At 70.8% G+C, this 22,702-nt stretch carries 19 protein-coding genes and 1 pseudogene; 5 read left to right on the forward strand and 15 right to left on the reverse strand.

The window, feature by feature from the left end; translation table 11 throughout:
• The 3 genes from AB0D45_RS16450 to AB0D45_RS16460 all read right to left on the reverse strand — a co-directional run.
• Positions 1 to 1,067, reverse strand: a 1,067-nt coding sequence (locus AB0D45_RS16450) for a CHAP domain-containing protein (RefSeq protein ID WP_362459260.1), incomplete at its 3' end; no start/stop codon positions are given.
• Positions 1,068 to 1,286: 219 nt separating this feature from the next.
• Positions 1,287 to 1,565, reverse strand: coding sequence for a hypothetical protein (locus AB0D45_RS16455; protein ID WP_362459263.1), 279 nt, complete (start codon positions 1,563 to 1,565; stop codon positions 1,287 to 1,289).
• 280 nt (positions 1,566 to 1,845) lie between these two features.
• Positions 1,846 to 3,489: an AMP-binding protein gene (locus tag AB0D45_RS16460; RefSeq protein WP_362459266.1), complete on the reverse strand. Its 1,644-nt coding sequence runs from the start codon at positions 3,487 to 3,489 to the stop codon at positions 1,846 to 1,848.
• 154 nt (positions 3,490 to 3,643) lie between these two features.
• Here AB0D45_RS16460 and AB0D45_RS16465 point away from each other — a divergent pair, with 154 nt between their 5' ends.
• The 4 genes from AB0D45_RS16465 to AB0D45_RS16480 all read left to right on the forward strand — a co-directional run bounded on the left by AB0D45_RS16465 (position 3,644) and on the right by AB0D45_RS16480 (position 7,760).
• Positions 3,644 to 4,852 (forward strand): amidohydrolase family protein, encoded by a 1,209-nt coding sequence (locus tag AB0D45_RS16465; RefSeq protein ID WP_362459269.1) that lies wholly within the window; start codon positions 3,644 to 3,646, stop codon positions 4,850 to 4,852.
• The gene (locus tag AB0D45_RS16470) at positions 4,852 to 6,006 is read left to right on the forward strand and encodes an acyl-CoA dehydrogenase (protein ID WP_362459272.1); all 1,155 of its coding nucleotides are present in this window, start codon (positions 4,852 to 4,854) and stop codon (positions 6,004 to 6,006) included. Before AB0D45_RS16465 ends, AB0D45_RS16470 begins: the two co-directional genes overlap by 1 nt.
• 5 nt (positions 6,007 to 6,011) lie before the next feature.
• Positions 6,012 to 6,950: an acyl-CoA dehydrogenase gene (locus AB0D45_RS16475; RefSeq protein WP_362459275.1), complete on the forward strand. Its 939-nt coding sequence runs from the start codon at positions 6,012 to 6,014 to the stop codon at positions 6,948 to 6,950.
• Positions 6,951 to 7,307: 357 nt separating this feature from the next.
• Positions 7,308 to 7,760 carry an ATP-binding protein gene (locus tag AB0D45_RS16480; protein ID WP_362459278.1) on the forward strand — a complete coding sequence of 151 codons (453 nt, stop codon included), beginning with the start codon at positions 7,308 to 7,310 and terminating at the stop codon, positions 7,758 to 7,760.
• 165 nt (positions 7,761 to 7,925) lie between these two features.
• Here the strand turns inward: AB0D45_RS16480 and AB0D45_RS16485 are convergent, their stop codons facing one another.
• From AB0D45_RS16485 to AB0D45_RS16505, 5 genes are all read right to left on the reverse strand, one after another.
• The gene (locus tag AB0D45_RS16485) at positions 7,926 to 8,732 is read right to left on the reverse strand and encodes an immunity 49 family protein (RefSeq protein WP_362459281.1); all 807 of its coding nucleotides are present in this window, start codon (positions 8,730 to 8,732) and stop codon (positions 7,926 to 7,928) included.
• 142 nt (positions 8,733 to 8,874) lie between these two features.
• Positions 8,875 to 9,747, reverse strand: a complete 873-nt coding sequence (locus tag AB0D45_RS16490; protein ID WP_362459284.1) for an immunity 49 family protein — start codon at positions 9,745 to 9,747, stop codon at positions 8,875 to 8,877.
• 5 nt (positions 9,748 to 9,752) lie between these two features.
• Positions 9,753 to 12,266, reverse strand: coding sequence for a hypothetical protein (locus AB0D45_RS16495; protein WP_362459287.1), 2,514 nt, complete (start codon positions 12,264 to 12,266; stop codon positions 9,753 to 9,755).
• A gap of 356 nt (positions 12,267 to 12,622) precedes the next feature.
• Positions 12,623 to 13,996, reverse strand: a complete 1,374-nt coding sequence (locus AB0D45_RS16500) for a pentapeptide repeat-containing protein (RefSeq protein ID WP_362459290.1) — start codon at positions 13,994 to 13,996, stop codon at positions 12,623 to 12,625.
• Positions 13,993 to 14,646, reverse strand: a complete 654-nt coding sequence (locus AB0D45_RS16505) for a TetR/AcrR family transcriptional regulator (protein ID WP_362459293.1) — start codon at positions 14,644 to 14,646, stop codon at positions 13,993 to 13,995. The genes AB0D45_RS16500 and AB0D45_RS16505 overlap by 4 nt, the downstream gene beginning before the upstream one ends.
• A gap of 71 nt (positions 14,647 to 14,717) precedes the next feature.
• On the opposite strand from AB0D45_RS16505, the gene AB0D45_RS16510 reads away from it, so the two are divergent.
• Complete coding sequence (locus AB0D45_RS16510; RefSeq protein ID WP_362459296.1) at positions 14,718 to 16,130, forward strand: FAD-dependent monooxygenase; 1,413 nt, start codon at positions 14,718 to 14,720, stop codon at positions 16,128 to 16,130.
• A gap of 282 nt (positions 16,131 to 16,412) precedes the next feature.
• Here the strand turns inward: AB0D45_RS16510 and AB0D45_RS16515 are convergent, their stop codons facing one another.
• From AB0D45_RS16515 to AB0D45_RS16545, 7 genes and pseudogenes are all read right to left on the reverse strand, one after another.
• A complete protein-coding gene (locus tag AB0D45_RS16515) occupies positions 16,413 to 16,694 on the reverse strand; it encodes a hypothetical protein (RefSeq protein ID WP_362459299.1) in 282 nt (93 codons plus the stop codon).
• A complete protein-coding gene (locus AB0D45_RS16520; protein WP_362459302.1) occupies positions 16,695 to 17,402 on the reverse strand; it encodes a hypothetical protein in 708 nt (235 codons plus the stop codon). It abuts the gene before it with no gap.
• A complete protein-coding gene (locus AB0D45_RS16525; protein ID WP_362459305.1) occupies positions 17,399 to 17,554 on the reverse strand; it encodes a hypothetical protein in 156 nt (51 codons plus the stop codon). The genes AB0D45_RS16520 and AB0D45_RS16525 overlap by 4 nt, the downstream gene beginning before the upstream one ends.
• A 22-nt stretch (positions 17,555 to 17,576) precedes the next feature.
• Positions 17,577 to 18,091, reverse strand: a pseudogene (locus AB0D45_RS16530) (DinB family protein).
• Positions 18,092 to 18,311: 220 nt separating this feature from the next.
• Positions 18,312 to 18,965: a DNA alkylation repair protein gene (locus AB0D45_RS16535; protein WP_362459399.1), complete on the reverse strand. Its 654-nt coding sequence runs from the start codon at positions 18,963 to 18,965 to the stop codon at positions 18,312 to 18,314.
• A gap of 100 nt (positions 18,966 to 19,065) precedes the next feature.
• Complete coding sequence (locus AB0D45_RS16540; protein ID WP_362459307.1) at positions 19,066 to 19,923, reverse strand: immunity 49 family protein; 858 nt, start codon at positions 19,921 to 19,923, stop codon at positions 19,066 to 19,068.
• Positions 19,924 to 19,934: 11 nt separating this feature from the next.
• On the reverse strand, positions 19,935 to 22,556 hold the full coding sequence (locus tag AB0D45_RS16545) for a hypothetical protein (protein ID WP_362459310.1): 2,622 nt from the start codon (positions 22,554 to 22,556) through the stop codon (positions 19,935 to 19,937).
• Between the last annotated feature and the right edge of the window lie 146 nt (positions 22,557 to 22,702).

Genomic DNA, 22,702 nt, shown 5'->3' on the forward strand with positions numbered 1-22,702 from the left:
ACGGCGTTCCAGCCGGTCCAGGTTCCTTCGACGCTGCGGGTGGCGTGGTAGAGGTTGCCGTCGTTGCCGACGATGAGGGTCTGGGTGCTGCCGTCGGGCAGTCCGGCGGTGGCGATCTTCTTGGCCTGCCAGGCTCCGACGGGGGTCCAGCCGGCCCAGGTGCCGTTCTTGAAGCGGGTGTTCTCGTAGATCTTGCTGTCGTTGCCGATGGCCATGACGTGGGCGTCACCGTTGCCCATGCCCGTGATCGCCTGGTCCTTGGCGGCGAAGTCGGCGGCGCCGTCGTATCCGGCGAGCGGGGCCCAGCCCGTCCAGGAGCGGTCCGCGTACCGGGCGGTGTGGTAGAGCTTGCCGTCGTTGCCCGTGGCCAGGGTCTGCGTGGAACCGTCCGGGGTCGCGGCGATGGACTCCTGCGAGGCGTTGAAGAAGGCCGCGCCGCCGAAGCCGTTCAGCGGTGCGAAGCCCTCCCAGCTGCCGTCGACCAGGCGGGTGGCGTGGAAGAGGTCGCCGGCCTTGCTCACCGGGGCCGTGGGGGTCTCGGCCAGGCCGGCCGGGCCGACGAAGGCCAGGGCGCGGCCGGCGCCCACCGGGCTGGAGTTGGTCTTCCAGTTGAACCAGCTGCGGAAGCGCACGCCCCCGCTCTCGTTGCCGCCGACCGTCTGGATGTCGTCCCCGGAGACGGCGACGACGATGTTGACGTGGTCGGCATCGCCGTCGTTCAGGCTGCCGTCCCTGTCGTAGAGGACCGCGTCACCGACCTGCGGGGTGCTGTGCAGCGTTCCCTTGTTCTTGCCGTACTGGTAGATGCTGACGGCCGCGGCGCTGATGCCGGAGGTGTTCGCCCCGGCCTTGTTCCACACCCATCTGGTGAACTCGGCGCACCAGGCGCCGGGGTACTGGCAGTTGTAGTCGCTGCACGTGCCGCCGACCTCGTTGCGGGCGATCGAGGCCACGGTCTGGGACTCGGCGTGCGCCGAGACCGCGGGCAGGGCGACGGCCAGCATCGGGGCGGCGACGAGGGTGGTGAGGGCGGTGGCGAGCATGCGGGAGGAGCGGTACGAGGTCATGGTGGTGTCTCCGAGAGGGCATGGCGGCCCGAGGCGTCAGGGCCGGGGAAGTGTGTGAGCAGCGCTGTCGCGCGGGGAGGGGGCCGGCCCGCTCCGGCGCCGGGAGTCCCGGGCAGGGGAGGGGCGGGCGCGGCGGCCCGGCCGCCGGGGTGACAGCTGCCCTGCAGGAGCAGCGGTCCCTGGTGGCGGTGGGGACGTCGGTGGGGTTCCGGGAGCCGGTCAGTACCGGATCAGCGGGCCGAGCGAGTAGTGGCGGGCCGCGCCGGTCCCGAGGACGGCGGTGAGGAGGGCGCGGGCCTTCTCATGGGCCCGGGCGTCGTTCTCGGCCCGGACGAAGAGGGCCACGCTCATCCCCTGGGGCAGGGGACGCACCCGTACGTGTTCGAGGGCGTGCTGCGGGCCGGCGTGGGCCCAGAGGGCGTCCTGGAGGAGGCTCGCCCCGCTGTCCGTACCCGGTGCCCCGGTGTGGCTGACGAGGGGGAGCCGGACGAGGAGCATGCCGCTCAGTCCCACCCGATGGAGCGGTCCGCGGAGTTGGCGACGGCGGTGCTCTGAGTGGTCTTCGACATGACGGTGCCCCCTGGCTGGCGCGTGTTCCGGTGGATCCGGAAGGCGGGTGCCCGGGCCGAGGGGGCTGGTCGCCCCTTCGGCCCCGGCTCCGGGTTTCGTACCCGCCGCCGTTCCGGTGATCACCATCCTGCTCGGCGCGGAAGCCCCGGGGAAGGTTTCCGGACCGGCACCAAGGGGCCTGACACCTTGGTGTCAGGCCCCTGCCGCTTCAGCTGTAGCGCTCGCGCAGCCGGTACTTCAGCACCTTGCGCAGGGCGTCGTTGCGGGGCAGCGCTTCGACCAGCTCCAGCTGCTCGGGGAGCTTGTGGGGGGCGAGCCCCTGGGCGCGCAGGTGCGCCGTGACCTGGGGCAGGGTGAGCGGAGCCGCGGCCGGGGGCTGCTCGACGACGGCGCAGACCCGTTCGCCGCGCTCCTCGTCCGGCAGGCCGATGACGGCCACGTCGCCGACGCCGGGGAGCGGGTGGAGGAGGTCCTCGATCTCCTTCGCCGAGATGTTCTCGCCCTTGCGGATGATGACGTCCTTGCTGCGTCCGGTCAGGACCAGATGGCCGGAAGTGGTGAGGTGGCCGAGGTCGCCGGTGATCAGGTAGCCGTCGGCGTCGAAGGCCCCGTCCGAGTCCGCCCGGTTGAGGTAGCCCTGGCAGACGGCCTCGCCGCGCAGCCGGACCTCGCCGTCGGTGCCGGCCGGCAGGGGGGTGCCGTCGGGGGCGGTGATGCGGATGGACATGCCCTGCGGGGGGCGGCCCTCGGTGGTGGCGAGGTGGTCGGGGGTGTCGTCCGGCGACCCCATGGTGATCATCGGGACCTCGGTCATGCCGTAGCCGTGGGTCAGCTGGCAGCCCAGCTCGCGCACCACCGCGTGGTAGACCTCCGGGGGCTTGGGGGCGCCGCCGCCCGCCAGCAGCCGCAGGCTCGGCAGCAGCCTGACGCCGGGGTCCTTGCGCTGCTCGGCCAGGAACATGGAGTAGAAGGCGGTGGAGCCCCCGGCGATGGTCACCCCGTGGCGCCGGTAGCCGTCCAGCGCGTCCGGCATCGCGAACTTCTCGAAGAGCACCGCCGGGAACCCGTACAGCAGCAGCATCACCGTGTAGTCCGGGCCGGCTATGTGCGCGTACGGGAAGGCCATCGAGCCGACGTCGGCCGGGGTCGGGCGCAGGGCGTGGGCGAGGCAGGAGCCGCCCGCGATCAGGGAGCGGTCGGTGTGCAGGACGCCCTTGGGGTCGGAGGTGGTGCCCGAGGTCCAGTAGATCCAGCGCACGGAGGTGCCGTCGGCGGGCGGCGGGGGCAGGACGGCGGGGTCACCGTCGGGGAGGTCCGCGTACGCCTCGAAGACGCCGCGCGCGCCGAGCCGGGCGGCCATGGCGGTGTGGTCGAAGCCGCGCCAGACGCCGGGCACGGCGAAGAACTCCGCCTTGGACTCGCGCAGCGCGAAGCCGGCCTCGCGGTCGCGGTAGAAGGGGATCACGGGCGACTGGACGGCGCCGAGGCGGGCGAGGGCCGCCGAGAGCAGGACCGTCTCGATGCGGGTGGGCAGCTGCCAGGCGACGACCGTGCCGGGGCGTACGCCCATGCCGTGGAGACCGGCGGCGACGCGTTCGGCGCGGTCGCGCAGCCCGCCGAAGGTGAGGGTGCGGTCGGCGGCGGGGTCCTCGGCGGCCTCGATGAGGGCGGGGGCGGCGGGGGTGAGGGCGGCGCGGCGGGCGATCAGCTCCCAGAGGGTCGCGGACCGGCTCAGCTCCGTCGCGGTGGCGGCGGCGTCCGCCGTCGTGGCCGTCGCCGTCCGGGGGGTTCCGGGGGTCGCGTCCGCCGTCGTGGCCGTGGCCGTGGCCGTCGCCGTTTCCGTGGTCGTCATCCGGGGCCTCCCCCTGGGCGTGCCGGCGCGACGCCAGCTGACGGTTAGTCAGATCAAGGGCAGAGCGTAGGGCTCCGGCGCTTGTCGGTCCAGGGGTGGCGGGGCTAGCTTGTTTCTGACGATGCATCAGATTGGGGAGAAGGAGCGCGAGCGTATGGCACTGGAACTGCCTCGGATCATCAGCGTCGACGACCACGTGATCGAGCCCGCCCACCTCTTCGACGTGTGGCTGCCCGCGAAGTACCGCGACCGCGGACCCAAACCCCTCACCGCCGGCATCGGCGAGCTGGAGTACACCGGCGGCAAGTACGTGATCACCATGGACCCCGACGGCCCGCCGACCGACTGGTGGATCTACGAGGACCTGAAGTTCCCGTACAAGCGCAACATCGCCGCCGTCGGCTTCGACCGCGACGACATGACCCTGGAGGGCATCACCCGCGACGAGATGCGGCGCGGCTGCTGGGACCCCGCGGCGCGGCTCGCCGACATGGACCTCAACCACGTCGAGGCCTCCCTGTGCTTCCCGACCTTCCCCCGCTTCTGCGGCCAGACCTTCGCCGAGGCCCACGACAAGGAGGTGGCGCTGGCCTGCGTGCGCGCCTACAACGACTGGATGGTCGAGGAATGGTGCGGCGACAGCGGCGGCCGGCTGATCCCCCTGTGCATCATCCCGCTCTGGGACATCGACCTCGCCGTCGCGGAGGTCCGCCGCAACGCCGCCCGGGGCGTGCGCGCCGTGACCTTCTCCGAGATCCCGACCCACCTGGGGCTGCCGTCCATCCACTCCGGGTACTGGGACCCTTTCTTCGCCGTCTGCCAGGAGACCGGCACCGTCGTCAACATGCACATCGGCTCCTCCTCCCAGATGCCCGCCGCCTCCCCCGACGCGCCGCCCGCCGTGCAGGCCTCCCTGAGCTTCAACAACGCCATGGCCTCGATGATGGACTTCCTCTTCAGCGGCGTCCTGGTCACCTTCCCGGCCCTGAAACTCGCCTACAGCGAAGGCCAGATGGGCTGGATCCCGTACGCGCTGGAACGCGCCGACGACGTCTGGCGGGAGCACCGCGCGTGGGGCGGGGTGCGCGGGCTCATCCCCGAGCCGCCGTCCACGTACTACTACCGGCAGATCTACTGCTGCTTCTTCCGCGACAAGCACGGCATCGCCTCGCTGGACGTCGTCGGCCGCGACAACGCCACCTTCGAGACCGACTACCCGCACGTCGACTCGACCTTCCCGCACACCAAGGAGGTCGCCCTCGACCACGTGGCGGGCCTCGACGAGGAGACGGTCTACAAGCTGATGCGCGGCAACGCCATCCGCATGCTGGGCCTGCCCCTCGACCGGGACCGGGCGCGCTGATGGACCTGTCCTACACCGAGGAGGAGCAGGAGTTCCGCACCCGGCTGCGCGCCTGGCTCGCCAAGGTGCTGCCCGAGCTGCCCGCCAGGCCCTCGCCCGACGACTGGCCGGGCCGGCGCGCCTACGACCTGGGCTGGCAGCGGCGGCTGTACGACGCCGGCTACGCGGGCCTGCACTGGCCCGTCGACGCCGGCGGGCGGGGGGCCACCCCGACCCAGCACCTGATCTTCCTGGAGGAGACCGAGCGCGCGGGGGCCCCGTACGTCGGCGCCAACTTCGTCGGCCTGCTGCACGCCGGGCCCACCATCGCCGCCGAGGGCACCGCCGGGCAGCGGGCGCGCTGGCTGCCGCCGGTGCTGCGCGGGGACGAGGTGTGGTGCCAGGGCTTCAGCGAGCCCGGTGCCGGCTCCGACCTGGCCTCCCTGCGCACGCGGGCGGTGCGCGACGGGGACGCGTACGTGGTCACCGGGTCGAAGATCTGGACCTCGCACGCCGAGGTCGCCGACTGGTGCGAGCTGCTGGTGCGGACCGACCCGGCGGCGCCCAAGCACCGCGGGATCTCCTGGCTGGCGATGCCGATGGACGCGCCCGGCGTCACGGTCCGGCCGCTGCGCACGCTGGCGGGGTCGGCCGAGTTCGCGGAGGTGTTCCTGGACGAGGTCCGCATCCCGGTGGACAACCGGGTCGGCGCCGAGAACGACGGCTGGCGGGTCACGATGGTGACCCTGTCCTTCGAGCGCGGCACCGCCTTCGTCGGCGAGGTCGTCGCCTGCCGGCGGACCCTGTCCCGGCTGGCCCGGACCGCGAAGGAGAACGGCTGCTGGGACGATCCCGTCCTGCGCCGCACCCTCGGACGGCTCTACGGGGAGTTCGGGGCCCTGTGGAGGCTGACGCAGTGGAACGTCAGCGCGGCACAGCGCTCCGGCGGCGTCCCGGGCGCGGGCGGCAGCGTCTTCAAGCTGGCGTACTCGCACGCGCGGCAGGAACTGTACGAGGCGGCCGCGGCGGTCCTGGGGGCCCGGTCCCTGTCCCTGGAGGAGGAGTGGACGGCGGAGCGGCTCTCGTCGCTGTCGTACACCATCGCGGCGGGCACCTCGCAGATCCAGCACGACATCGTGGCCGAGCGGATCCTCGGCCTGCCGAAGGGGCGGTGAGGGCGGTGGACTTCCAGCCGACGCCGGAGCAGCGGGACCTGCGGGCGGGCGTACGGGACCTGCTGGCGGGGCGGTACGGGCGCGACGCGCTGCGGGCGTCGGTGGCGCGGGCGGAGGCGGCCGCGGCCGACGGGGGCGGCGGGGCCGTGGACCGGGGGCTGTGGCGGGAGCTGGGCGAGGCGGGCTTCTTCTCGCTGCGGCTGCCGGAGTCCGAGGGCGGGGTGGGCCTCGGCCTGCCGGAGGCGGTGGTCGTCTTCGAGGAGGCCGGGCGGGCGCTGGTGCCGGGGCCACTGGTGGCCACCCACCTGGCTGCCGGGGTGGTTCCGGGGGCGGCTTCGGGCTCGGCGGTGGTGACCGCGTTCGACCTCCGGGGGCCGCTGGTGGCGCACCTGGGGGAGGCCGACGCCGTGCTGGGGGCGGACGGCGTCCCGGCGGGGGAGCCGGTGCGGTCGGCGGATCCGCTGACCCCGCTGTGGCGGGCCGCCGGAGCGCTGCCCGCCGAGTACCGGGACGCGGGGGCGCTGCTGACGGCGGCGCTCCAGGCCGGGAGCGCGCTGCGGACGGTGGAGCTGGCGGTGCGGTACGCGGGGGAGCGCGAGCAGTTCGGGCGGCCGATCGGGAGCTTCCAGGCCGTCAAGCACCTGTGCTCGCGAATGCTGGTCCGGGCCGAGGTGGCCCGTACGGCGGTCTACGCGGCGGCGGTGACCGGCGACCCCGCCGAGATCGCCGCCGCGAAGCTGCTCGCGGACGGGGCGGCCGTGCGGGGCGCGCGGGACTGCCTCCAGGTGCACGGGGGAATGGGCTTCACGTGGGAGGCGGACGTCCACCTGCACCTGAAGCGGGCCTGGGTGCGGGCGGAGCAGTGGCGCACGGCGGCGGGGGCGGAGGAACTGCTGGCGCAGGAGCTGCTGGCGGAGGCGCTGGAGCGGGACGCGGCGCCGTAGGGGGCGGGTCGCCGTAGCGGGCTGTGACGGGAGGTCCGTGCAGGACCCGGCAGGGCACGGGAGGGACGGGGCGGGACGCATGTCCGATTACAGAGAGTTGATATCGGTTTGTGTCCTTCACCCAGCCCGATGCGGCCCGGAGGCGGGGGCGTGCCACGGTACGCTCCGACGATGCGAGCGGTTGAGCGGCGTGAGCGTCGCACAGTATGCACCACGCCTACTCCTTCGCGCTGGAATATGCCCGAAGCGCTTGTTGTGGTGACTGTACGTCAACCATGCTGCTCGGCACGGGGGTCACAGCGGGTGATCCCATCCCGTCGCGAGGCGAAGTGTCCGCCGGTTCGGATGGTGTGAGCGGTGCAGGTGCTTCAGGTACAGCTGGAGGTAGGACCGGACCCCGCCGAGGTCGGCCGGGCGCGCCGGTGGGCACGGTCCCGGCTGGCGGGGTCCGGCATAGGGGACGACGAGCCGCTCGCCGAGACGCTGATCCTGCTGATCTCCGAGCTGGTCACGAACGCGGTCGTGCACACGGGCTGTCCGGCCGTGCTCCGGATGCTGCTCGGGGGACCGGGGGTGCGGGTCGAGGTCGCCGACGCCAGCGACCGTGCCCCGGCCCGGCGCCAGGCCGGCGGCGAGGACACCGGCGGACGCGGCCTGGAGCTGGTGGACGGCCTCGCGGACCGGTGGGGCTGGCAGCGCGAGGGCGCGGGCAAACGCATCTGGTGCGAGATCGACCGGGCCGCGGCGGAGGGCCCTGAGGGGGTCCCGAAAAAATGTGGGCTGATGCGGGAACCGCGCGTGTACCTCTAACGAGGTGTTGACGGTTCGTCACCTGTTGATCACCCTGGTGGTGAGCGATTCGTCGCGAGGGGACGCCAAGGGTCCTGTGCCTTGACGAGTGCGGGTCGTGGGGTGGCGGCTGCCGTGCCGCGCTCGGGGCGTGCACGACCGCACGCCGCCACCCGCAGGTCCTGACTACGTGCTGACGGTGTCGAACTCGCCGACCCAGCTGCGGGCGACGAGGTGCTTCGGCAGATACTCCGACCGAACATCGATCGGAAAGTCCGCATCGTGGGCGAGACAGACCATGGCCAGTGGGGCGAGCGCGACCAGGCCAGCACCCTGCAGGGCGCGGTCCCCGTCGCTCCAATACTCCTTGTGCCACTGGAGGGCATCGACCAGCGCTCTGTTGAAACCGTCGTGGTCCTGGCGGAGAAAGCGGTGGAAAAGCTCCATCGGCGGATAGAGAATTTGCGCCACGAGCTCCTCATCGGTGACGGAAACAACTGACGGGTCGGTGCCGTCGACCGCGGCGACCAGCTTGTCGCCCAGGCCCGTGCCGCCCGACCAGTACGTCTGGAGCGTCTCCACCCACGCGTAGACGTACTCGTCGTTTCGAGAGCCGGACTCACGGAGCATGGAAACAGGAATGTGGCTCAGAGCCGTCAGTCGCGCCTTCTCGCGGCAGACGACTGCCAGGTAGAAGGCCACCAGCCAGGCTCCCGCGTCGGCGTAGGGCTGCGGGCCCGTCGCCGGCAGGACTCGGACCTTGTCCGCAATGCGACACGTCACGGTCCCCCCGCCCGTGGAGGCTGCGGTGAACAGCGCCGAGGCGGTTTGCATGGCGGTCACCCAGGACTCCCAGGTGGTGAGCTCGCCGGCCTCGGGATCCAGGAGGCAGTGGGACTTCGCCAGCGTGAGCGTCAGGTGCAGGGCGTCTCCCAGATCGGTGGGGTCTTCCTCCAGGCCGTCGACGAGCCGGCCCGCACTACTGGTCAGCACCGCAAGACTTCGGCGGCATGTTCCGTGGGGAACGAGTGCCGGGAAACGGTCGTAGCCACGTTATGACTCCTCGAATATTGCCCACGCTCTGCCCAGGGGGCGGCACGCCGTGTGCGGGGCCGACCGCTCCCCGGGGTCGTTATTACGTGCTGATGGTGTCGAACTCGCCGACCCAGCTGCGGGCGACGAGGTGCTTCGGCAGGTATTCGGACTCGACGGTCAGGGGGAATCCCGCGTCGCGGGCCAGGCAGGCCATGGCCAGCGGGCCGAGGGCGACGAAGCTGCTCGCGTTGCCCGCAGCCGCGCCCCCGTCCGCGCGCGTCCAGTACTCCTTGTGCCACTGGAGGGCCTGGGCCAGGGCTTCGTTGAAGCGTGCGTGGTCGCCGGTGAGGTAGTTCAGGAAGAGGTTCATCGGGGGGTAGAGGACCCGCAGCATCAGGTCCCGGTCATCGCCCTCGAGTCCCTCCGGGTCGGTACCTGCGATCGCCGCGTCCAGCAGCCCGCCCAGCTCGCCGCCGCCGAGCCACCAGGTCTGCAGGGTCGCGATCCACGGGTAGACGTACGCGTCGTACTCGGCACCCGAAGCCCGCAAGAGCTCCAGGGGTACCCGGGCCAGGGCCGTCATCCGGTCCGGCTCGCCGCAGGCGATCGCCAGCCAGAAGGCGTTGATCCAGTTCTCCGCGTTGCTGTGGTACTGCGGCCCGGTCGCCGGGATGACCCGCACTTCGTCGGTGATGCGGCACTTCACCGTGCCGGTCGTCGCGGTCGACGTGGCGAAGAGCGCGGAGCCGACCTGCGTGGCCGTCACCCACGCCTCCCAGGTCGCCAGGCCGGCTGCGCGAGGGTCCTCGCCGCAGTGCGTGAAGGCCGCGAGCAGTGCCGTCCCGAAGGCCAGCCGGAACCCGGCGGGCGACGACTCCAGCCGCTCGACGTTCCGCGCTGCGCTCTTGTCGAGCTTCTCGGCACGGCTTCCCAGATCACCGGGCAGCTCATGCCGGGGGACGAGTACAGTCACATTGATCATCCTCTGCCAATATCGAAGAATCTCTTGAAGTAGCCATTGTAGCGACCATCCACGGGATTGGCCTTAATTTCGATATAGTCCAGGTTTGAATCCTGGCGCGCTATCGTCAATGCGTCAGCCAAGTCGCTTTCTCCTCGACTGTGCATTTGCAGGAGTATTTCATCGAAATACTCGGGCGTTCCCTGCAGTGCCCGCACCTCTCCGCCGGGAAGATTGCGGCCGCCCAGCTTGGTTGTGGGCGAAGCTTTGGCTTCTATGACGACGTAACGGCCGTCGGATGTCTGCCAAATCTGGTCGAACCGGTGCGCCCCGCGTGCTCCGTCATCCAGCCTGACCGCGTGCGGGTCGATGTCGCGCATCGCATGGAACTTCGCGGCATCTTCACCGAGATGTTCGCCGGCGTCACCCATCGCCGTGTGCGTGCTCTTATATTCGTAAACGGCTTCCCTAGCAATGATTTCGTTTTCTGGCGTCGGGAAGCTGTCATATTCTGCAATTGCAGCCAGTTTGACTCGTTCGGCGGCGTTATCGTATGCGATGGCAGTGCTACGATCCGCCGCTCGCTGGTGTAGTCCCTCGAGGTAATCGGGGTGAAGGGTCGACAGGTCCCCGTGGACCCTGGGACCCAAGTAGGTAGGGCTCAGGACTTGTACGTCTGTCGCAGTGTAGGGCCGTGCCGGATCCCCCGTCTCGCGCAGCATGCTCAGCGGGTTTCCGAGCTCGTCCGTCCCTTCCGCGCTCAGGCGGCGAGCGTTCTTCCGGTAGTGCTGCCGACGCCACTCGGGATTGTCATTCGCCAGATCGACGTGGCGCTGAACCACTGGGTCCGGGTGTGCGGGCGCGCTGCTCCGAGTGGATGTGTTGTCACCAGCCCGCGCGCCGTCACCCGCGGGACCACCGGTACCATGGCCGGCTCCAGCGTGGCCATGGGCCGGTGCGGGGCCGAGGTTGTCGGTGGCGTTTCCGCCTTGGTGGGGGACTGCGGGGCCGTCGCCTCGACTGCCGCCTGTGGGGGTGGTGTCTGTGCTGCCTGGGCGGGTGCTCCCGCCACCGTCCGGTTCTGTGTGGCTGTTGCGCGGGGTGTTGTCCGCGACTCCGCCGGGGGTGTGGGTTGCGCCTGCCGCGGTGTGGGTGCTCGGGGCGCCGACGGTGGCTTCCTGGCGGGTGGGGGTTTCGGCGAGGGGGTGGTCGGTGCCTTTGGGGATGGCGGTGAGGTCTTGTTTGGGGGTGCCGGTGTGGTCGAGGAGTTGGTTGGTGGTCTTGTCGTAGTACTGGGGGCGTCCGAGGGCGTCGTCGGGAAGACGGACGGTTTCGGCAGGGTGGGGGAAGGTGACACCGGGGGCGTCGGCCTTGGGTAGGTCCTTCCAGGTGACGTCGTCGACTTTAGGGAAGGCTCCGTCGGCCTTGCCGAGGTTGGCGAAGAGTTCACCGATCTTGAGTTTGCTGAAGGCGAGGGAGCCGGCCTTGCCGGCGGCCTGGCCGACGTAGGTCATGGGGTCGATGAGGCGTCCGGCTTTGCCCGCCGCGCTGATGGCCTTGGCGAACGCGCCGGTCTTGGCCCCGGTACCTGCGCCGCTGCTGAAGACGGTGGTCAGGACGTTGAAGGTGACTGCGCCGGCGGCGCGGGCCGGGTTCTTGTTCCACTGGTCCCAGGCGACGAGGGCTTTGCCGGTTTCCTTCATCGCGTTGCGTGAGTCGCGGAGCCAGGGGGGCATCGCCTTGTCGTCGGCGGTCCAGAACACGACGTTCGATGCGGGGACCAGCGTGGTGAGGGCCAGGCCCGTCGTCAGTTTCGCCAGACCTTTCCAGGCCTGGCCTGCGGCGTCCGCTCCGTCGACGCCGACGAGGGTGCCGAGACCGAGGACGGTGCCCACGATGCCATCGACGATGATGCCGTCCCAGACGAAGGACTTCGTCCAGTGGCCGATCTCGTACCAGCGGTGGCTTTCCGCCAGTTGTGAGCCCCAGGGCAGGTCCTGGACCTTGTTGAGGTCGGCGGCGGTGTAGCCGTGCATGTTCGCGCCGTGCGATCCGTCATCGGCGGTCAGGGGCGGCAAGCCGCACAGGGCTCGGATCTTGCTTGCGCATACCCGTTCAGCTGTCCAGAAGGCGGCGGCGGTCGCGTTGACGTCGTGGATGAGGTCGTTGTTCTCGTCGGTCTTCTTCTTGTCGTCCTTCCAGTGCTCGTCGCCCATGATCTTGTTGGTGAAGGCTGTGGCTTCCCCTTGGAGTTGCTTGAGGCGGGCCACCAGCGGGCGTGCTTCGACGACGAACTCGCCCAGCGCCGTCGCGGCCGATTCCAGCTGGTCCGCGAAGAAGTCGCTGTTCGTTCGCACCGGGGTCGTGGTGGCGAAGAGCTGGGCTGCTTCCGGTGCGGTGTAGAACGCGGCCAAGCCCTGGAACTCGTTGTCGACGTCGGCGCCGGCTTCGCGGAAAGTGCTCGCGGCGGCCGCGATCGCGGTCCGGTCCTGCTCCAAGGCCTCCAGATCACCCGTGAACTGCGGGATCATGCACGGGTTGATCGGTACGTGATCCGCCACAGATTCCCCGCCCCCAGAAGATGATCTACCTATCCCTGGCAATGTCTACCGGTGAGCTGTTGCGAACTCAAATTCGATACGAGTCCGGCGGTTGACTTCAGCCAGGACGCTGGCGGGGCCTTGCCCTTCTTCGGAAACCCTCGCCTGCCGGCGCTGGCGGAAGCTGGAGGATGGAGCGCACCGGGTGCGGATCCTGGGACAGCCCCCGCCGGAGGGCGGGTGGTGAATCGGCGCGCCGTGTGCCGGGCCGACCTGTACGCCGAGAACTTCGACTCGGGCCCGGTCCTTCCCGAACGCACCGGGCCGACCGCTCCCCGGGGTCGTGACTACGTGCTGATGGTGTCGAACTCGCTGACCCGTACGTCGCCTCCGCGGGCGCGGATCCAGTCCTCCAGGGCCGCTCCGGCGAGCGGGGTGCGGGTGCCGTCGGCCGCCGCGTGTTCCGCCGGGCCGAGTACGGTGCCGGTCAGGCCCGCCACGCGGGTGTCGTCGTCCAGCACCACCTTGAAGCCGTTCTGCCGGAGCACCGCGCCGCTGAGGTCGGCCCCGCGCAGGTCGGCGCCGTGGAGGCCCGCTCCGAGCATGCGGGCGCCGCGCAGGCTCGCGCCGCGCAGGTCGGCCCCGTACAGGTCGGCCCGGACGAGGTCGGCGCCGTCCAGGACGGTGCCGCGCAGCACGGCGTCATCCAGGTCGGCCCGTACGAAGCAGGCGCCGGTGGCGTCGGCCCCGCTGAGGTCGGCGCCGTTGAGGTGGGAGCGGTGGAAGCAGGTGCCGACCAGGCGGGCGCCGGCCAGCTTGGCGTCGTAGGCCCAGGACGAGCTGAGGTCGGCGCCGTCCAGGACGGCCCCGCTGAAGTCGAGCTCCGTCAGGTCCTCCCCGCCCTCTGCGCCGTCCCGGACCCACTCCCACAGCCGGTCGGCGGCCGCCGGGTCGGCGGGCAGCAGCACCCGCCAGGGCAGTACGGCGGGGCGCCGGAGCCGGTACCAGGGGGCGGACGCCGGGTCGGCGCCGGTCTCCTGGCCGTCGTCCGCGACGGTCAGCGCCCGGAACCGGGCGTCGAGGGCCTCCAGGCGGGGATCGCCCTCCAGGTCGCGCAGCGCGTCCCGCTCGTCCAGGTCCTCGCGGTACATGTCGCTCCCGTACCAGCGCACGGGCGGCCACCCGGCCTCCATGCGGCAGATCAGGTCGGTCCACCGCCACAGGCGCGGGTCGGTGCCGGGGGGAGCGAGGGGCGCGGACCGGACCACCTCGGGCAGCCCCTGCACCACGGCGTCCGGGAACGCCGCGACGCGGGCCTGGGTGTGCGTGACCAGGCTCGCCGGCCCGTCCAGGGCGTCGACCCGGGCGAAGGTCGACCCGCCGCCGGGGGTCAGTACCCGGTAGATCCACGGCAGGCCGCCCGGGTCGGTCATCACGGCCGTCCCCAACTCCCGGGCCAGCGCCCGTGCGACGGTCTCGGTGGACGGCGGGTCCGGGACGGCCGGGCCGGCGTAGACGTGGAGCTGGCAGGCGATGTCGCCGGGCCCGAACCACTCGTACCCGCACTGGATCGGCGTGTCCCACCGCCAGCCGTCGGCCTCCCCCTCGGGCCCGACCTCGACGGCTCCCTCGCCGACGGCGAAGACGGCGTCGAGGATCGGACCGAGGACGGCCGGGTCCGGCCTGGAGGGGAGGTAGAACCCGTAGCCGCGTCCGGTCATCGGACGATCCCGTACCGGGCTGCGATGCCGGCGACGACGAGGCGCAGGCCTTCCTCGAAGCCCTGGTCGTAGTCCTGGAAGAGGTCGGCTCCGGCGTCGGCGGCCAGGGGGAAGCCGGCGAGGCGCTCGGCGCGTTCGGCGACGTCGTAGCCGTCGCGGCGTTCGCCGGGGAGGGGCTCGACGCCCTGTTCCTCGGTGACGAAGCCGAGGGTGAAGAAGTACGCCGTGGTGGTGGCCCGGACGGCCTGGGCGAGGGTGAAGCCGGCGCCGGTGAGGGCGCGCAGGTGCTCCTCCATCAGGGTCGCGTGCTCGGTGCCGGTGAAGCGGGAGCCGCTGAAGACCTTGGCGCCGTCGCGGTAGCGGAGGAGGGCGGTGCGCAGGCCGCGGTTGGCGGCGAGGAGGCGGTCCTGCCAGGAGAGGTCCGGCGGGAGGGCGACGTCGGCGGTCATCCGGCGGTACATCTCCGTCGCCATCTCGTCGAGGAGTTCCTGCTTGTTCTTGAAGTGCCAGTACAGGGCGGGTGCCTGGACGTCGAGCTCCTTGGCGATGGCGCGCAGGCTGAGCCCGTCGAGGCCGAGGTCGTTCAGCAGCCGGAGGGAGGTGTCGACGGCCTGCTTCTTGTCGAGCTTGGGGGATCTGCGCGTAGCCACGCTTGACAGCTTAACAGCGTTAAGGGCACGCTCGGGGAGTCGCGTCACTTAACACCGTTAAGGAGAAGTCGTTGGACACCGATGTACTGATCGTCGGCGCGGGACCGGCCGGGCTCGCCCTCGCCGTCGACCTCGCCCGCCACGGGGTCCGCGCCCTCCTCGTGGAGCGGTCCGCCGGCCTCTTCCCGGGCTCGCGCGGCAAGGGCATCCAGCCCCGCACGCTGGAGGTCTTCGACGACCTCGGCGTCCTCGACGCCATTCGGGCGGCGGGCGGCCCGTACCCGGTCGGGATGATCTGGCGGGACGGCGAACGGGTCGGGGAGCACGCCATGTTCGACGCCGACGAAACCGGGCCGGGGGGCGAGGAGGCGCCGTACGCCGAGCCGTGGATGGTTCCCCAGTGGCGCACCCAGGAGATCCTGCTGGCCCGGCTGACCGAACTGGGCGGCGAGGTCGCCTTCGGCCGGGAACTGACCGGCATCGCGCAGGACGCGGACGGGGTGACGGCCGAGTTCACCTCCGGCGCGCCGGTCCGGGCGCGGTACGCGGTCGCCGCCGACGGCGGCCGCTCCACGGTGCGGCGTACGCTCGGGATCGGCATGACGGGAGAGACCGTCGACCCGGACCCGGTGCTGGTGGCCGACGTGCGCATCACCGGCCTCGACCGGGACCACTGGCACGTCTTCCCGCCGGACGCCGGCGCGGGCTTCCTGGCGATCTGCCCGCTGGCGGGGACGGAGGACTTCCAGGTCGCGGCCGGGCTCCCGTCGTCCGCCGGACCCGTGGACCTCTCCCTCCCCGCCCTCCGCGCACTGATCACCGCCCGCTCGCACCTGGACGCGGCCGATGTGACCGAGGTGCGCTGGGCGTCGGACTTCCGGCCGCGCGCGGCGCTGGCCGACCGGTTCCGGGAGGGCCGGATCTTCCTCGTCGGCGACGCGGCGCACGTCCACTCGCCGGCCGGCGGCCAGGGGCTCAACACCAGCGTCCAGGACGCCTACAACCTGGGCTGGAAGCTGGCCGCGGTGCTGCGCGGGGCGGCCCCCGAGTCCCTCCTCGCCACCTACGAGGAGGAACGGCTGCCCGTCGCCGCCGACATGCTGGGCCTGTCGACCCGGATCCACCGCGGCGAGGCCCGCCGCGGCACGGCCACGCGACAGCTCGGCCTCGGCTACCGCGGCTCGTCCCTGGCGGTGGAAACCCGCCCGGACCTCCCGCCGGACGCCCTCCGGGCCGGCGACCGCGCCCCGGACGGCGTCCGCGGCGGCCTGCGCCTCTTCGACGCCTTCCGCGGCCCGCACTGGACCCTGCTGACGGTCGGCACCACCCCGAAGGCCACCCTCCCGGGCACCCGCCCGATCCACATCCCGCCGTACGGGGCGTACGGCGACGGCGTCTTCCTCATCCGCCCGGACGGCTACGTGGCCTGGGCGGGGCCGACGGCGGAGGGAGCGGCGGCGTACGCGGCAGGGGTGGGGCTCTGACCCATGCCCTCGCTCCCGGGGACCGCTCCCGTCCCGCGCCGGGACAGGCGCCCCGTCGCGTCGTCACCCGTCGGCCGACCAGGGCAACGCGAGCGGCCGGCGAGGCCGGTACCAGTGGCGGCGGTGAGGTCCTCGTGCGCTCGGCCGAGTGCCATGGCGAGTGAGACCCCGGCGCCGTCGACCGTCCGCGCCTGGACCGCGGCGCTGGCTGCTCGCGGTGTCGCGCCACACTTGCGTCGTCCTTCGTCCTTCGTGCTCCGTCCGCGGGTCGCTGCAGCGGCCCTATCCAGGCCGGTCCTCGCCGGCGAGCTCCCGAAGAGAGGCCAGATCCACCCTGCGGGGCTTGCCGGTCCCCATCTGCGCCGTGAGTTCGGCGAGGGCCTGGGAGGGCGACAGGCCGCGTGCGCAGGCAGCGCTCAAGCGCTCCAGGTAGAGGTGCCCGACCGTGAAGGCCTCCTCACCGGCGGCATCCCTCGGCTCGAAGCTCGCGGCCGCTTCGGCATCGGATGTCCATACGTATCCGAGCACCACGCCGTGCGCATTCGAGACCGCAACATACTGCACCTAGCCCTCAGCAGAGCGTTTGTACGTGACGTCGGAAACGGCAGTGTGGTGGAAGCGTCGCTTCCGATAGGGGATCTCGAAGCTGGACCACACGTCCGAGGCGCGGCTGTCGCTGTCGAAGAAGTTCTCCACACCTGTCTCGGTCGCCTTGCCGAAATACGTGGGGTCTTCCGGGTCCGTTTCCGAGCCAAGCGCCTCGGCAAGACCTTGAAGGGCTGCCGACAGCCGGGGCGCGTTCGCCGCATACACGTCGGGCTGGGCGCGTCCTCTGAGGTCGTGGCTCATCCAGATGTCCGAGTACGTGATCAGTTCAACGGTGACGAATCCCTCGAATGCGGACGCGCTGAGAAGGAACGTCCTCTCCTCAGGCCCGCCCGCCTCGCCGTCGCGCGTTCCCGAGCAGTACACGTGCGCGTCGACGGATCCGATGCGGCCCGGGCGAAGCGCCCCTCTCACCACGCCGCAGAGACGTTCGACCTGCGACGTGTTACGGCCTTCGGGCAGCCTGACCTCGTCCTCGAACAAGCGATTCTGCGGGTTTCCCCACTCCGGCACGGACAGGTGCACTACCGGTTCACCCCGGGCCATCTGATGCTCCGCAAGGGCCGAGTGTGCGGCCGCGAGATCGGCAAGGCAGCTCGAGACAAGGTCTGCGGTCTCGCTATCGCGGCCCCAGGTCCAACGGGCAACGGCTGTACTGGCGATCACCGTGCCACCTCCGGTGTGAAGCGGCCGTCAAGCGGCACGAAAACAGTTCCGTCCGGTGTGCGGATGATGAACTGGACCTTCTTCGCGTCGAAGCGCTGCTTGAATTGATCGATCTGTGTGAGCATCTCGGCTTTCGATGGGGTGACCCGCATCGTGGGCTTCCCCGCCGCAGGGCTAGTAGTAGCCCTTCGTGCCGTCCAGGAGCTCGCGAACGATGTCCGCGTGGCCCGCGTGGCGTCCGGTTTCCTCCACCAGGTGGATCAGCATCCAGCGGAGTTGGCGCCGCCGGAGCGGAAGCCGGGGTGGCGGCCGGTGTCGTCCAGGGAGGCCGCGGCGATGATCGCGTTGCTGCGGGCGCACTGGGCCTCGTACTCCGCGAGGAGCTCGGCGAGGGGGCGGCCGTCGGTGTGCCAGTCGGCGTCCTCGTCCGACTCGTCGAACGCCGGGTTCTGCTTCTCGTCGCCGCCGAGGAACAGCACCTCCAGCCAGGTGTGCTCGGTCCAGCGCATGTGGGAGACGAGGCCGGCCATGGTCATGGCGGGTGAGGTCGGTATCACCGAGCGGTGCGCGTCCGCGTCGTCCAGCCCCGCGCACTTCCAGCGCAGGATCTGCCGCTGAAGGTCCAGCCAGCCCATGAGTGCCGTGCGTTCGTCTGCCTGGAGCGGGGGGCGTTGCAGTTCGGGTGTCATAGCGGCGCAGGCTAGCGGGGCGGTCGGGAGGCGGGCACCTGGATTTCCGGGGCGGGAGGGCAGTGCGTGCGGGGGCGACTCAGACCGCCCGTCCGCCACCGGGGGAAACCCTCCACCGCCGCCCGCGGGAAGGCGGCCACCGGTGTCTGCGTCGCGTACACGCGCACCCCCGGCTCGTCCCCCTCCAGCTCCTCCGCCCTCGCGAACGCTCCTGCCCGTTCTACCGCGTGGTCGACGGGGTCGACCGTCGGACCATTTCGTTGATCCAGACGGGCGCGTAAGGGGACGTGCAGCCCGGGGAGGTCGGGTAGTCCTTCAGTACCTCCAGGCGCTCCCCGATGGCGAGCGCCCGGGCGCGGTGCTCGGGGTGTTCGATGCCGATCTGGGCCAGGCAGTGGTTCATCGCCCACTGGAGGCGGTCCGGGGCGTCCTTCATCTCCGCCTCGATGGTGTCGAGGAGCCCGGGGAGGTCGAGCCCCGCGGGCTTCTTCGCCACCCGCTCGGTCGTCAGCGCCCAGCCGGCGCTCGCGACCACCGGATCCGGGTCGGCGAACCAGGCCGCGCGCAGTTCCTCGGCGTGCGGGCTCTTCTTCACCACGTAACCGATGAGCCAGTCCTGCACCTTGGGCGTGCGCGCCCCGCGCAGCATGGCGTCCAGCTCGTCCCGGTCGTACGCCTTCGGGCGGCAGATCAGGAGCGCGAGGAGCCGCGCGGCGGTGTCGTCCGTCGCCCAGAGGTCGCGGGCGAGGTCCTGCTGTGTCTTCAGGCGTTTGGCGACGGCGCGCAGCCTGGTGAGGTTCACGCCGTGGTCGTCACCGTGGCGCTCGTTCACGGCGCGGATCCTCGGGTCCTCCAGCGCCGCCAGCTCGGCCATCACCTCGGCCGCCGTCGTCGTCCCGGTCACCTCGGCCGCCTCCTGTCCGTCGTCGCGTACGGATTCAGCGTACGAGGCGCTTTCGTTCCGCCTGTGGTGATCAGACCTCGAACTCGCCGACCCAGGAGCGCTTGAGGAGGTGCTCGGGAAGGTACGGGGACTCGACGTTGACGGGGATGCCGCCGTCGTAGGCGAGGCACGTCACGGCGAGGATGCCGATCGGTACGAGGCCGTCGATGTCGTTGGCGCGTTCGGGGGTGGCGGTCCAGTACTGCTTGTGGAGTTCCAGGGCTTCGAGGAGGGCGGCGTGGAAGCCCTCCTCGTCCTTCTGCAGGAACTTGTAGAAGAGGTTGATCGGCGGGTAGGCGACCTGCTGGATGTACTCGCGTCCCGCGATGACCGCGACGTCGGGGTGGGAGCGCTGGAAGGTCAGGGTCAGTTCCGGGACCAGCTCGGGGCGCTTGAGCCAGTACGCCTGGAGGGTGGCGACCCAGTGGTAGAGGTAGTCGTCGTGGTCCGCGCCCGAGGCGCGCAGGACGTCGATCGGGAGCTCGCACAACTCGGTCATCTTCGGCTGGTCGCGCGTGATGATCGCGTACCAGAACGCCTCGATCCACGTGGGTGCGCTCGCCTGCCAAGAGGGTCCGGCAGCCGGCAGGGTTCGCATTTCGTGGTGGATGCGCACCTCGGTCGTTCCCTCGGTCATCCCCGCCGTGCGGAACAGCGCGACTCCCAGCTGCGCCGCCGCGACCACGGATTCCCAGGTACCCAGCGCGGCGCCCTGCGGGTCCACCCCAAAGCAGGCTGCGACGTTGAAGGCGGCGTCCTTCCAGGCCGACTCGATCCTACGTGGGGAGGTGAGGGTTGCGAGGTCGCTGACCAGATCCTCACAGAGCTCGTTGACCCAGGCCGCGCTGTCGGGCCTCGGCTCCGAATGGCCGGCCACGAAGACGGTCATCGTATCTCCTGTCACTTGGTGAGATCGAAACGGCGAAGAGTGTATCCGGCGTAAGTTCCCGTGTTGTCGGCTCCCTTGACGACGACATAGTCGATCCGCGGCGGTTCCGCGTCCAATGCTGCCTTGAGGGCCTTGTAGAGGATCTTTTCGCTCTCGATGTCCCTTCCGCGCTTCTTCATCTGCTCAAGAATGTCCTCGAAGTACGCGCGGGTTCCTTGCGAGACGCGGGTACCGTTGATCCGGCGTTCGCCCAGGTCCGTGGTGACGTGGCTCTTCGCCTCGACCACGACGTACCGGTCGCCGTGCTTGTACACCTGGTCGAACTGGTCGTTTCCGTTGGCCGGGCCGTGCAGCGTCTCTTCCTTGGCACCGGGGAACTCCTTCGGTATCGCGTGTTCCCTGGCTATGGCCTCGCCGTACGCCTCGCTCTTCTTGGAAAGGGCTTCGTGAAGCGGGGCGTGCTCCGCCCTGGCAGCGTCGAGCGCCGCCTGGGTTTCCGCCGTGTTGTGGAGCTTGTGTGCCTTCTTGGCCTCGCCATAGGCGTCGTGAGGACCCTTGTCGGCGGTGATGGCGTCGTGACGCTCCTTCGCGGCCTGATCGAGCGAATCCCGCATTTCCTGGGTGACGAACACGTCCTTGTGGTCAACGGACTTGGCCTTGCCCAGGTAGTCCGGCGGGACCGGCGGCGGAATGTCCGACTTCGGCACCCAGACGTCGGGGGCGGTCTCCACGAGCTGCGGCGGGACCAGCCCGGTGTGGTCCGGCACGTCGGCCCGCAGGCGGTAGCCGAGCTTGTTGTAGTACTTCTTGAAGTAGGGGTCCGTCGGGTCGTTCGCCCGGTGGACCTGGTACTCCATGATCTGCCGCTTCTCGGCGTCCGTGTACTTGTGCGCGTTCTCCCGGTGCGGAGGCAGCTCGGGTCGTCCGCCGTTGCCGGGCGCCGCCGGGTCGGGGCCGTCGCCGTGCCCGTGACCCAGGTCGGGGATGCCGCCGCCCTGGTGGGGGATGCCGCCGCCACCACCGCCGTGGCTGCCTCCGGTGGAGGGAGTGGTGTCGGTGTGCGCTGCTCCGCCGCCGGTGGGGGTGGTGTCGGTGCCGCCGTGGCCCGTGCCTCCGGTGCCGCCGGGTTCGGTGTGGCTGTTGTGCGGCATGTTGTCGGCCGTGCCGCCCGGGGTGTGGGACGCGGTGCCGCCCGGGGTGTGGGTGGCGGTGCCGGCCGGGGTGTGGGAGGTGACGTCCGCCGTGTGGGCGCCGACGCCGACCGGGACTTCCTGGCGCACCGGGACTTCGGCCAGCGGGTGGTCCGGCCCCTTGGGGACCGAGGTGAGGTCCTGCTTCGGGAGGCCCTTGTGGTCCAGGAGCTGGTTGGTGACCTTGTCGAAGTACTGGGGGCGGCCGAGCGCGTCGTCGGTGAGCTGGACCGTGTCGTCCGGGTGCGGGAACTTGATCCCGGGGGCGTCGGCCTTGGGGAGGTCCTTCCACACCACGTCGTCGAGCTTGGGGAACGCCCCGTCGACCTTGCCCAGGTTCGCGAACAGGTCACCGATCTTCAGCTTCGCCAGCGAGCCGGCCTTGCCGATGTAGGTGATCGGATCGATCAGCCTGCCGGCCTTGCCCGCCACACTGATGACCTTCGCGACCGTGCCCGCCTTCGCCGCCGTGCCCGCACCCCCGGTGAACACCGTGGTCAGGACGTTGAAGGTGACCGCGCCCGCCGCCCGCGCCGGGTTCTTGCCCCACTCGTCCCACGCCACCAGCGCCTTGCCGGTCTCCTTCACCGCCTTACGCGAATCCCGGAACCACGGCGGCAGGTCCTTGTCCTTCGCCATCCAGAACGCCGTCCCCACACCCGGGACCGTGGTGATCGCAAGTCCGGTGGCGAGCTTGGCCAGGCCCGTCCAGGCCTGCCCGGCCGCGTCCCAGCCGTCGACACCCACCAGCGTGCCCAGGCCCCGGATGGTGCCCCAGATGCCGTCGACGATGATGCCGTCCCACACGAACGACTTGACCCAGTACCCGACCTCCCACGCCCGGTGGGTCTCCTCCAGCTGCGAACCCCACGGCAGGTCCTGGACCTTGTTCAGGTCCTCGGCCTTGTACCCGTACATGTTCGCGCCGTTGGAACCGTCGTTCACCGTCAAAGGCGGCGCACAGTACAGCGCACGGATCTTGTTCGCACAGGTCCGCTCGGCCGCCCAGAAGGCCTCGGCCGCCGCGTTGACGTCGTGGATCAGATCGTTGTTCTCATCGATCTTGTCCCCGTCGTCCTTCCAGTGCTCATCCCCGGCGATCTTGTTGGAGAACGTGGTCGCCTTCGCCTGGAGCTCCTTCAGCCGCGCCACGATCGGACGGGCCTCGGTGACGTACTCGCCCAGCGCCTTCGCCGCCGACTCCAGCTGGTCGGCGAAGAAATCACTGTCCGTCTTGACCGGCTTCGTCGTCGCGAACAGCTTCGCGGCCTCCGGAGCCGAGTAGAACGCCGACAGCCCCTGGAACTCCGCGTCCACGTTCGCACCCGCGTCACGGAACGTCCCCGCGGCCGTCGTGATGGCCGCATGGTCCTGCTCCAACGCGTCCAGGTCACCCGTGAACTGCGGGATCGTGCACGGATTGATCGGTACGTGGTCGGTCACTTCTGACCCGCCCCCCGAGGTCGAGCTGCCTTCGCGAGCATCCTTGTCTACCCGTCAGGTGACGCGAACACAAATGCGATTGGTTCCGGGGGCGGGGTGCGGGAGAGGTGGGGAAACCGGGGCGCCCGGGCCCGCGCCCGGTGGGG

The sequence above is a fragment of the Streptomyces sp. NPDC048352 genome (assembly GCF_040651895.1).
Taxonomy (GTDB): Bacteria; Actinomycetota; Actinomycetes; order Streptomycetales; family Streptomycetaceae; genus Streptomyces.

Excerpts from the sequence above, each read along its gene's own strand:
- AB0D45_RS16455 (WP_362459263.1), bottom strand. The coding sequence starts at position 1,565 with ATGCTCCTCGTCCGGCTCCCCCTCGTCAGCCACACCGGGGCACCGGGT.
- AB0D45_RS16460 (WP_362459266.1), bottom strand. The coding sequence starts at position 3,489 with ATGACGACCACGGAAACGGCGACGGCCACGGCCACGGCCACGACGGCG.
- AB0D45_RS16465 (WP_362459269.1), top strand. The coding sequence starts at position 3,644 with ATGGCACTGGAACTGCCTCGGATCATCAGCGTCGACGACCACGTGATC.
- AB0D45_RS16470 (WP_362459272.1), top strand. The coding sequence starts at position 4,852 with ATGGACCTGTCCTACACCGAGGAGGAGCAGGAGTTCCGCACCCGGCTG.
- AB0D45_RS16495 (WP_362459287.1), bottom strand. The coding sequence starts at position 12,266 with ATGATCCCGCAGTTCACGGGTGATCTGGAGGCCTTGGAGCAGGACCGG.
- AB0D45_RS16500 (WP_362459290.1), bottom strand. The coding sequence starts at position 13,996 with ATGACCGGACGCGGCTACGGGTTCTACCTCCCCTCCAGGCCGGACCCG.
- AB0D45_RS16525 (WP_362459305.1), bottom strand. The coding sequence starts at position 17,554 with ATGCGGGTCACCCCATCGAAAGCCGAGATGCTCACACAGATCGATCAA.
- AB0D45_RS16535 (WP_362459399.1), bottom strand. The coding sequence starts at position 18,965 with ATGGCCGAGCTGGCGGCGCTGGAGGACCCGAGGATCCGCGCCGTGAAC.
- AB0D45_RS16540 (WP_362459307.1), bottom strand. The coding sequence starts at position 19,923 with ATGACCGTCTTCGTGGCCGGCCATTCGGAGCCGAGGCCCGACAGCGCG.